Consider the following 9,767-nt stretch of genomic DNA (forward strand, 5'->3'; position numbering starts at 1 on the left):
CCGCCTCGCACTCCGTGGATCGGTCGTTCGTGTCGTGGTCACGGGATCCAGCGTGTGGGCGGCGCCGCCTCGAACATCAGGACTTCGGGCATATGTCACCCGAAGGTGCGCCGCCCGACTTTCTCCTTGACCCCGGCCACGAACACGGACCAGGACACGGCCGAGAAGACGAGAGGGCGGGCGGCCGGGAGCTTGCTGTCCCGGACGGGGACTATGTCGGGGTGGCCGTCGGCGACCTCGACGCAGTTGTTGGCACCCCCGTCGCTGTAGCTCGACTTGCGCCACACCGCGGTGCTGAGGTCGGGGGTGCGGGTCATGGTCCGTGCTCCTCCAGTAGGTCCCTGATGAACGCGAGCGAGTCCGGCGGGGACAGTGCCAGGTCGCGGAGCCGATCGTAGGACAGTCGCTCCCGCAGGACTTCGTCCGGATCTTCGAACAACCAACCCTTGCTGTTGCCTTCCGTGTAGGCGACGGCGCTTCCGTCCCGCTGCCAGAGCAGCGTCAGCGACCCGATCATATGATGATGCGCCCCCGCGGAGAAGGGGAGTACCTGGAGCGTCACGTTGGCCCACAGCGCGGCGGCCTCAAGATGACGCAACTGGTCCTGCCAGGTCTCGCCCTGGGCGGCGGGACGACGGAACGCGAACTCGTCCACGATGACCCGGACTTCGGGCTGAGGTTTCTGCCTCAGCAGGTACTGCCGACCGAGTCGCGCGGCCACCTGCTCCTCGACCGACTCGTCTCCGGCTGCCGTTGTCAGCGCCCCGGACAACACCTCACGAGCGAAGTCCTCGGTCTGGAGAAGTCCGGGAATGCCCGGCGAGAACACCCGGATGACCCGGGCCGTCGCCTCCAGTCCCATGTACTCCTTGTACTGGTCCTTGAACGCGTCCAGCCGAGCCACCTTCCAGTGGCTGACCAACAGGTCACCCGTGCCGTAGTACCCGTCCAAGTCCTCCATGACCGTCACCTTGGACAGCCGCTCCCCGGACTCCAGCCGGCTCAGATAGCTCTTGTCGTACCCGGTCTCGGCGGCCAGCTGCCCCAGCGACTTCCCGGCCTTGTCCCGAAGCACCTTCAACGTCTGCCCCAGCACGGCCCGCCCGGAAACCGGTCCCGCGTCAGCCTGTTCGCCCACGTCACCCCTCCCGTTGCCGGGAGCCGTCGTCAACTCCGGCCCCCTTCCGCAGCGTACGGTCCGTCAGTGACGATCAGAGCACGAACAGTGATCTCCCCACTCCGAAGGACCCCGGCATGCGCCTCCTCCCCTGGACCAACCTCGACGGCCGCCCCTGCTACCTCAGCACCGACGACACCCGGAGTAGCCTCTCCCTCCTCGCGGACAGCGTCGAGGTGGCTCAACTCGCCTCGGGCAAGGACGTACTGGCCGGGGCCCGGGCCGTTCTCGCCGACGAGAAGGCGGGGGAGTTCGCCGTACGGTCCGCCCTGACGCGGGCAACCGAGTCCTTGGAGGACGTGATCCGGATCGCGGTCAGCCGCGGCGGGCGTCTGCTGGAGCACGACTGACGCCCCAAGATCGATCACACCGTGTTCCTCCGGGCGCGCATCTTCTCAGCTGCCACCGCGTAGAGGTTGGCCAGCACATCCGACCTCTGATCGAACTCCTCATCGGTCAAAGAGCAACCCATCCGCTCCCGTAGGACCTTGCGGGTGGCCGCCACTCGCTCGACGATCTGATCAGTGGTGAGCTGCTGTGCCGCCAGGTCCTCGACGAGCTGTCCCACGGTCACACCTCGCTCCTTGGCGAGTTGGGCGAGGTGGTCCCTGACCTGTCGGGACACTTGGATGGTCGTGTCGTCTGCCATAAGCACACCATGGTCCCGTCGCGGGGCCGTCTGGCCCGTCGTCAGGGGTCCCCACTCGTTCGGGGCAGTTTTACGCCCTTATCGCGAGGACGACTCCCCGGTCAGGACACGCTTACGCTCGGCCCACCGCTCACTGTCGTGCTCCAGCCCGGCCGCACACCGCGTCTTCAGATCCCTAGAGGCCAGCGTGCCGAGGTGGTCGCCGACCAGGCCGAGCACCTGCTCGTCCCCGCCGGTCAGGCCCTTGAGCCGGATACGGACCGTGACACCCGAGGGTCCGGGTACTACGAACGACGCCGCCACATCCCGCAGTCCGCCCACCTCGATCCCCTCTGGGCCCATGTCGAAGAAAGCTGTCACCACACCCCGACCGCCACCATAGAAGGTCACGCATTCGACGCAAGAACTCCCGTTCCCTATGAGCGGGAGTCCGCCCACCACTACCGGGAAGCTCACTCACACGTGCCAGAACACACTCACGTGCCGCCAACCACCACCAGTTCACAACCCCTTGGCGGGCCCCTCGGGAACGGTGACCTCGGTGCCGTAGGGGACACGGTGGATGTCCTCCCAGTCGGCCTTTTCGGGGCGGGGCCCGGTGAAGAGGGTGACGGCGCCCTGGCCGTCGTAGTCGTCGATGATCACGTACACCGGGATTCCGGCGCGGGCGTACTCACGGCGCTTGCGGACGCGGTCGCGGTCTGGACTGCGCTTCCCAGGAGAGGCGACTTCGAAGACGACCCGTACAGCCGCAGCCGTCAGACCGAGCCCGTCGTCCGTCACGTAGACCGCCTTATCCTCTCCCCAGTCGCGCACCCGTTCGGTGCGTCTGGGGAGGGGCACGGTTCGTGGACGAGGGTGGAGTCGAGCGGGAGTACCGGAGGCGGCGCAAGCCGCCCCTCGCGTACCTCCTCCTGCCGGGGCTGCTGATGGTGAACGCGTTCATCCAGACCAGCCGGGTCTCCCGCGACGGGGACGGAAGCGGGTTCTGGTGGGGGCCACCGGTCTTCGCGCTGCTGATGGCCCTGACGATCGCGCGGATCGCGCTGGAGCAGTTCCGGGCGCGCACCAGGGTCACGGCCGCCGGGATCACCGCGCAGGGCCCGCTGCGTGCGCGGACCTGGGCCTGGTCAGAGGTGTACGACATCCGGGTGGAGCAGGCTCCGCGCGGTTCCGGGCGGGCGGCCCCGCAGTGGCTCACCTACCTGTACGACTTCGAGGGCCGCCGCTTCCTGCTGTGGCACCTCAACGACTGGCAACTGGACGACCCCTACGCCGAGGTCGCGGAGTTGTGCCTGGCCGCGGCCCCGCTCCGCAGCCTCACCTGGGAGCGCCGTCCGGACGTCGAGGAGCGGATCCAGCGGGGGGTGGTGCGGCGCAGGGCGTGGGTATGGGGGACATACGGCGGGATCGCGGTCTTCGTCCTCATGCTCGTGGTCGACATCTGGCGGGCCGTTGCAGGGCGCCCGGACCACCCGTTCCTGCTCATGGTGTGTGTGCCCGTGGCCTCGAGCGTCGTCTTCGCCGTCGTACTCGACCGGTACTGGAGCGCCCGGCCGCCGCGCTCCCCGGCCCGGCAGCCGTAGCCCATCCACATCCCACCCCCAGCCCCGTCACAGCCCCTCGTCACACGTTTGTCAGATGGCGAGGAAGATTCTGCTGGCCGACGACGACGCGGCCGTGAGGGACGGGATCGGCCGGCTGCTCAGGTTCGAGGGATACGAGACGCTCCTCGCCGGGGACGGCAGAGTGGCCCTCGATCTCGTCGGGGCTCCGGGGAGCGCGCCCGACCTGGTGCTGATGGATGTGGAGATGCCGGGTCTTGACGGGCTGGCGGCCACCCGGCGGATCCGGGCCTCCGGGTCCACCGTGCCGATTCTGATGATCACGGGGCGGAACGCGGTGGGGGACCGCATCGTCGCCCTCGAGAACGGGGCCGACGGCTATCTGGCCAAGCCCTTCGCCAACGAGGAACTCCTCGCCCGGGTGCGGGCGTTGCTGCGGCGCAGTCCGCGGCGGGAGCCGGAGCCGGGACCGGGGTCGCCCGGGGACCCGTGTATCGCCTTCGAGGACGTGGCGATGGATCTGCGGACCCGGACCGTGCACCGCGGGGAGCGGGCCGCCGATCTGACCCGGACCGAGTACTCGCTGCTGGAGTTCCTGCTGCGGCATCCGGGGCGGGTGCTCAGCCGGGAGCGGATCCTGCGGGACGTCTGGGGATTCGAGTTCGAGCCGTCGTCCAACACGCTGGACGTCTACATCATGTACCTGCGGCGGAAACTGGAGAGCCGCGGCGAACCGCGGCTCATCCACACCGTGCGCGGGATGGGGTACACCCTGCGGACGGCTCCCGCCGGCTGAGCTACCACCTGAGGATCATCGTCTCGTCCGGGACCGGCGCCGACTCCGCCGCGATCGCCTCCGGGAGGGGGTGGGCGAGGCCGGCGTACGCGCCCTCGCGGGCGAGGAGTTCGGAGTGGGTGCCCGCCTCCACCAGGCGGCCGCGGTCGACGACCAGGATGCGGTCGGCGTCGGGGGCGAGGGTGAGGTCGTGCGTGATCATGATGGTCGTACGGCCCGCCATGAGCCTGCGCAGGGGGGCGACGACCTGGCGGGCGGCGATCGCGTCCAGGCCGGCCGTCGGCTCGTCGAGGACGAGGACCGGGGCGGCGCGGAGCATCGCGCGGGCTATGGCGATCCGCTGGAGCTGGCCTCCGGAGAGGGCGGCGGTGCCGGGGGCGATGTGGGTGTCGTAGCCCTCGGGGAGGGTGGTGACGAAGTCGTGGGCTGCGGCGTCGCGGGCGGCCTGTTCGATCTCGGTGTCCGTCGCGCCGGGGCGGCCGCACTCGATGTTCTCGCGGACCGTGCCGTTGAGGATCAGCGTCTGCTGCGGGAGCAGGGCGACGTTCTCGCGGAGGAACTCCAGGGGGAGGTCGCCGAGCGGGACGCCGTCGAGGCAGATCACGCCGGCCGAGGGGTCGTAGAAGCGGGTGAGGAGCTTGGAGAGGGTGGACTTGCCGGCGCCGCTCTTGCCGGTGACCAGGACCAGTTCGCCGGGGCCGGCCGCGAAGTCGACGTCCCGGAGGGAGGCGCGGGGGGACTCGGGGTAGCGGAAGGAGACGTTGTGGAAGCTGACCCAGCCGCGGACGGGCCAGGGGGCGACCGGGCGGGCGGGGTCGGTGACGGCGGGTTCGGCGTCCAGGATCTCGCTGATGCGCTCCGCGCCCGCGGTGGCCGCGGTGAGGGTGAGGCCGAGCTGGCCGAGGTTGCGGATCGGCGGGTAGAGGTAGCCGAGGAACGCGGCGAAGGCGAGGAGCTGGCCGAGGGTCATGCGGTCGGCGGAGATCTCCCAGACGCCCAGACCGATGACGGCCAGTACACAGAGGGTTTCGACGACCTCGACGAACTGGGCGTACATCTCGCTGAGGCGAGCGCCGCGCACGCTCGCCCGCATCCAGGCGCGGGCCTCGACGTCCAGGCGCTTCTCCTCGTCCTGGCGGCGGTTGTACGCCTGGGTGAGGACGACGTTGCCGAGGGACTCCTCGACCACGGAGGTGATCGCGCCGTCGGCGACCCGCTCGTCCTGGGAGGCGGTCCTGATCCGGCCGGAGAAGCGGCGGGCGGCGAACAGGAAGAGGGGCGCGAGGACGAAGGTGGCCAGGGCCAGGTCCCAGCGCAGCCAGAAGGCGGCGGCCGAGTAGAAGACGGCGGAGAAGGCGGCGGCGACGGTGCCGACGACGCCCGACACCACCATCTGCTCGATGGCCTCGACGTCACCGGTGAGGCGTTCCACCAGGTCGCCCTGGCGGTGCTTCTGGAAGAAGTGCGGGGGCAGGTCCTGGACGTGCCGGAAGACCTTGGCGCGCAGCCGCAGGACGAATCTCTCGGCGGTCCAGGTGGCCAGTGAGTTGCCGAGGTAGCCGACGAACGCGCCCAGCGCGGCGACCAGCAGCCAGGCGCCGGCCGGCCCCCAGAAGGCGGAGAGCGAACCGGCCTCCAGGGCGTTGTCGGTGAGGTTCGCGAAGAGCAGGATCGCGGCGGTCTCGGCGAGCGCGGACACCACCACGCACGCGATGATCACCCACAGCCACTTGCGGTCGCCGCGGGTCAGCGGCCAGAAGCGGCGGAAGGCCACGAGGGCTTCTCTCATGGTCGACAACTCCCTTCAGAGGTATCGGCGGGGACGACGGGGGTGGACATGGCCGAGGCGGGGCCACCGGTGCGACCACGCGTAACCGGTGACCCCGCCTCGCTACGTGCTGCTCTACGTGCTGCTGCCTCAGCCGTTGTCGACGGGGCGGCGCTTCGGGGCCGGCTTCTTCGGCGCGGGCTTCTTCGGGGCCGGGGCCGGCTTGTGGTTCTTCCTGACGGGGACGATCTTGTGGAAGCTCATGGTGCTGTTCCTCTCGGTAACGGCTTCTGCCGGAAGTTCTGTCCTGGTTCTGCAACAGTTCTTTTACCGCTCTGCTGCAATGACCTGTGAATTGATTTGAATTACGTCTGTAAATTCTTTGTCAGCGCTCGTCGCCGACCGGGCGATGCTTCGGAGCCGGCTTCTTCGGCGCGGGCTTCTTCGGGGCCGGAGCGGGCTTGTGGTTCTTCCTGACGGGGACGATCTTGTGGAAGCTCATGGTGATTCCCTCCTTGACGCTGGCGACTTACCGGTGACCCACAGGGCGCTTGGGCTGGGACTTCTTGCAGTCCTTCTTCTTGGCCGCCGGCTTCGGGGCGGGCTTGTCGGCCTTCTTCACCGGGACGATCTTGTGGAAGCTCATGATCTTCTCCTTCGATCCATTTCGTTCTGTCGTCCGCGCCGTTCGCTTTCGACATGGAAAACATTACGCGACCCGCGAGCCGAAGAAAGCCATTTTCACTAAGACATGGATGAATTACAGCTGAGACATATTTTCAGGAGCAACGAGGAACCAAACCCCACCTCACACAGGTTTTATAAAACAGAACGGGCCCGGTGCGCGCGGCTGCGCGGACCGGGCCCGTGAGGGAGGGCGGGGGGCTGGGGCTGGGGGCTACTGCACGATCGTGATCCGGTTCGTGGCCGGAGGCGCGAGCGGGGCGGTGGCCGAGGAGTTGGCGGTCAGGTACTCCGCGAGGGCCGACAGGTCGTCGGTGCCGACCAGGTCGTTGGTGCCCAGGCCGAGGGTGGTGAAGCCGTCGCCGCCGCCCGCGAGGAAGGAGTTGGTGGCGACGCGGTAGGTGGCGGCCGGGTCGACGGCCGCGCCGTTCAGGCGGATGGAGTCGGTGACGACCCGGTCGGCGCCGGTCTTGGTCAGGTCCAGCGTGTAGGTGAGGTTCCCGGAGGGCTGCAGGATCTTCGGGGCGGCCGCGTTGGAGCCGCTCACCTGCTCCTTGAGCACCTGGATCAGCTGGGCGCCGGTGAAGTCCTGGAGGTTCACGGTGTTGGCGAACGGCTGGACCGTGAAGCCCTCGGCGTAGGTGACGACGCCGTCGCCCTCGGCGCCCTTGGCCGCGTAGGTGAGGCCGGCCCGCACACCGCCCGGGTTCATCAGCGCCAGGTCGGTCTCCGGGTCCAGCTCCTTGCCGTACGCGAACTGGGCGTCGGCGATCAGGTCGCCCATCGCGGACTCGGTGCCGGTGTTGTTGACGTCGGCGGAGACGTAGCCGATGGCGCGGTTGCCGATCGGGGCGGCGAGGGTGTTCCACTTGCCGATCAGCTCGGTCAGGTCGGGCGCCTTCGCGACGTCCCGGGTGACCACGTGGTTCGCGGACTGCACGGCCGTACGCGCGATGTCGCCGGTACGGCGGTCGTACGTGAGGGTGGTGTCCGTGTAGAGGCGGCCGAAGGAGGCGGCCGAGGTGACCATGCGGGGGTTGCCGGCCGGGTCGTCGATCGTGCAGACGTACGCGGTGTGGGTGTGGCCGGTGACGAGCGCGTCCACGGCCGGGGTCACGTTCTTCGCGATGTCGACGATCGGGCCGGAGATGCCGTCACCGGCGCCCGGCGAGTCGCAGTCGTAGTTGTACGACGACGAGCTCGGGAAACCGCCCTCGTGGACCAGCGCCACGATCGACTGGACGCCCTGGCGCTGCAGCACCTTGGCGTACTTGTTGATGGTCTCGACCTCGTCCTTGAAGGTCAGGCCCTTGACGCCGTCCGCGGAGACGATGTTCGGCGTGCCCTCCAGGGTGACGCCGATGAACCCGATCTTGACGTCCTTCTTCTGCCAGACCCAGTACGGCTTGAGGATCGGCCTGTTCGTCTTCTCGTCGAGGACGTTGGCCGCGAGGTAGGGGAAGTCCGCGCCCTGGAACTTCTGGTCCGTGTAGCAGCCGTCGGTGGGGTGGCAGCCGCCGTTCTGCAGGCGCGCGAGTTCCTTCGCGCCCTCGTCGAACTCGTGGTTGCCGACCGTCGTCACGTCCAGGTCGAGCTTGTTGAGCGCCTCGATGGTCGGCTCGTCGTGGAAGAGCCCGGAGATGAGCGGCGAGGCGCCGACCATGTCGCCGCCGGCGGCGGTGATGGAGTACGGGTGCCCGGCGCGGGCCTGGCGGAGGTGGGTGGCCAGGTACTCGACCCCACCCGCGTCGATCGTCTTGGTCGTCCCGTCGGCCTGGAGTTCGGTGACCCGTCCGGAGGAGCCGGACGGCGGTTCCAGGTTGCCGTGCAGGTCGTTGAAGGAGAGCAGCTGGACGTCCTGGTAGCGGTCGGGCCGGTGGTGCCCGTGCCCCTTGCCGGAGTGCGCGTCGGCGGGCAGCGCGCTCGCCAGGGCCGCGACGGTGGCGAGCCCGGCGGCCGACGCGAGCAGTGCGTACGTACGGCGTCCGGACCGTCTGGACTTCGCTTGCATGGAACCCCCCTGTGGGTCAGCTGAGAAGTGGGCCGATCCGGCGCAGCCTAAGGTCAACGCGCGTAGCGCAACAGGGGTTTCATGGTTAATTCCTGGTTTCTCATTGCCCTGCCCTTTACCTTCCCCCTTGCCCCCACTTTGCCGGTGCGGCCCCGTACCCTCGTACGCATGACCAGCGACGACACCGCACGGCCGCCCATGTACTCCCGCTCCATCGACACCTACTCCGCGCTCGCCCCGGACCAGGCCGGGGCCGTGCTGGAGCTGCTGGCGGAGGCCGCCCGGACCGACGGCCAGCAGCCGGTGTCCGAGCAGGGCCGGCTCCAGCTGAGCGGGGGCGCCCGGGAGGGCGTCTCCCACCTGCTCCTCACCGTCGGCGACGAACTCGTGGGCTACGCCCAGCTGGAGGACACCGACCCGGTGGAGGCACCGGCCGCCGAGCTGGTCGTCCACCCGGCCCACCGGGGCCACGGCCACGGCCGGGCGCTGGGCAACGCGCTGCTGGGCGCGTCCGGGAAGCGGCTGCGGGTGTGGGCGCACGGCGGGCACTCGGCGGCCCGTCATCTGGCCCAGGTGCTCGGCCTCACCCTGTTCCGCGAACTGCGCCAGATGCGCCGCTCGTTGACGGACCTGGACCTGCCGGACCCGAAGCTGCCGGAGGGTGTGACGGTCCGTACGTTCGTCTCCGGCCAGGACGACACGGCCTGGCTCGCCCTGAACGCGGCCGCCTTCGCCCACCACCCCGAACAGGGCTCCCTCACCCAGCGCGACCTCGACGACCGCAAGGCCCAGCCCTGGTTCGACGCGGCCGGCTTCTTCCTGGCCGACCGCGGCGGCGACCTCCTCGGCTTCCACTGGACGAAGGTCCACGAGGAGGAGCGGCTGGGCGAGGTCTACGTCCTCGGCGTCTCCCCCACCGCCCAGGGCGGCGGCCTCGGCAAGTCCCTGACCACGATCGGCCTGCGCCACCTGGCCGAACGCGGCCTGCCGACGGCGATGCTCTATGTCGACGCGGACAACACGGCGGCGGTGGCGGTCTACGAGCGGCTCGGATTCGTCACCCACGAGACGGACCTGATGTACCGGACGGAGACCTGAGTCCGGGGCGTCAGCCCGA

Annotated in this window: 11 protein-coding genes and 1 pseudogene; 5 read left to right on the forward strand and 7 right to left on the reverse strand. The window is 69.3% G+C overall.

The features are described 5' to 3' along the window. Nucleotides 1–95: 95 nt before the first annotated feature. Both ACFZDK_RS25270 and ACFZDK_RS25275 read right to left on the reverse strand, forming a co-directional pair. Nucleotides 96–317 carry a DUF397 domain-containing protein gene (locus tag ACFZDK_RS25270; RefSeq protein WP_390975825.1) on the reverse strand — a complete coding sequence of 74 codons (222 nt, stop codon included), beginning with the start codon at nucleotides 315–317 and terminating at the stop codon, nucleotides 96–98. Further along, a complete protein-coding gene (locus tag ACFZDK_RS25275; protein WP_390975827.1) occupies nucleotides 314–1,138 on the reverse strand; it encodes a Scr1 family TA system antitoxin-like transcriptional regulator in 825 nt (274 codons plus the stop codon). Before ACFZDK_RS25275 ends, ACFZDK_RS25270 begins: the two co-directional genes overlap by 4 nt. Nucleotides 1,139–1,254: 116 nt before the next feature. Here ACFZDK_RS25275 and ACFZDK_RS25280 point away from each other — a divergent pair, with 116 nt between their 5' ends. Beyond that, a complete protein-coding gene (locus tag ACFZDK_RS25280) occupies nucleotides 1,255–1,527 on the forward strand; it encodes a hypothetical protein (RefSeq protein ID WP_390975828.1) in 273 nt (90 codons plus the stop codon). Nucleotides 1,528–1,541: 14 nt separating this feature from the next. Here ACFZDK_RS25280 and ACFZDK_RS25285 read toward each other — a convergent pair whose 3' ends face one another. From ACFZDK_RS25285 to ACFZDK_RS25295, 3 genes and pseudogenes are all read right to left on the reverse strand, one after another. Then, nucleotides 1,542–1,826, reverse strand: a complete 285-nt coding sequence (locus ACFZDK_RS25285) for a hypothetical protein (protein WP_390975830.1) — start codon at nucleotides 1,824–1,826, stop codon at nucleotides 1,542–1,544. 81 nt (nucleotides 1,827–1,907) lie between these two features. Continuing rightward, a pseudogene (locus tag ACFZDK_RS25290) lies at nucleotides 1,908–2,147 on the reverse strand (IS200/IS605 family accessory protein TnpB-related protein); the annotation flags it as partial. Between the two features lie 180 nt (nucleotides 2,148–2,327). Then, a complete protein-coding gene (locus ACFZDK_RS25295; protein ID WP_390975832.1) occupies nucleotides 2,328–2,609 on the reverse strand; it encodes a Uma2 family endonuclease in 282 nt (93 codons plus the stop codon). A gap of 65 nt (nucleotides 2,610–2,674) precedes the next feature. Between ACFZDK_RS25295 and ACFZDK_RS25300 the strand changes: the two genes are divergently transcribed. Further along, on the forward strand, nucleotides 2,675–3,412 hold the full coding sequence (locus tag ACFZDK_RS25300) for a PH domain-containing protein (RefSeq protein WP_390975834.1): 738 nt from the start codon (nucleotides 2,675–2,677) through the stop codon (nucleotides 3,410–3,412). Nucleotides 3,413–3,467: 55 nt separating this feature from the next. Further along, nucleotides 3,468–4,187 (forward strand): winged helix-turn-helix domain-containing protein, encoded by a 720-nt coding sequence (locus ACFZDK_RS25305; RefSeq protein ID WP_390975836.1) that lies wholly within the window; start codon nucleotides 3,468–3,470, stop codon nucleotides 4,185–4,187. 1 nt (nucleotide 4,188) lies between these two features. Here ACFZDK_RS25305 and ACFZDK_RS25310 read toward each other — a convergent pair whose 3' ends face one another. Continuing rightward, nucleotides 4,189–5,976, reverse strand: coding sequence for an ABC transporter transmembrane domain-containing protein (locus ACFZDK_RS25310; protein ID WP_390975838.1), 1,788 nt, complete (start codon nucleotides 5,974–5,976; stop codon nucleotides 4,189–4,191). 106 nt (nucleotides 5,977–6,082) lie between these two features. Between ACFZDK_RS25310 and ACFZDK_RS25315 the strand changes: the two genes are divergently transcribed. After that, on the forward strand, nucleotides 6,083–6,319 hold the full coding sequence (locus ACFZDK_RS25315) for a hypothetical protein (protein WP_390975913.1): 237 nt from the start codon (nucleotides 6,083–6,085) through the stop codon (nucleotides 6,317–6,319). Between the two features lie 534 nt (nucleotides 6,320–6,853). On the opposite strand, the gene ACFZDK_RS25320 is transcribed toward ACFZDK_RS25315, so the two are convergent. Further along, the gene (locus ACFZDK_RS25320) at nucleotides 6,854–8,650 is read right to left on the reverse strand and encodes a 5'-nucleotidase C-terminal domain-containing protein (protein WP_390975840.1); all 1,797 of its coding nucleotides are present in this window, start codon (nucleotides 8,648–8,650) and stop codon (nucleotides 6,854–6,856) included. A gap of 168 nt (nucleotides 8,651–8,818) precedes the next feature. Here ACFZDK_RS25320 and mshD point away from each other — a divergent pair, with 168 nt between their 5' ends. Beyond that, on the forward strand, nucleotides 8,819–9,748 hold the full coding sequence (gene mshD, locus ACFZDK_RS25325; RefSeq protein WP_390975842.1) for a mycothiol synthase: 930 nt from the start codon (nucleotides 8,819–8,821) through the stop codon (nucleotides 9,746–9,748). Nucleotides 9,749–9,767 lie beyond the last annotated feature (19 nt).

Origin of the sequence: Streptomyces sp. NPDC007901 (genome assembly GCF_042959465.1) — a bacterium.
Classification (GTDB): Bacteria; Actinomycetota; Actinomycetes; order Streptomycetales; family Streptomycetaceae; genus Streptomyces.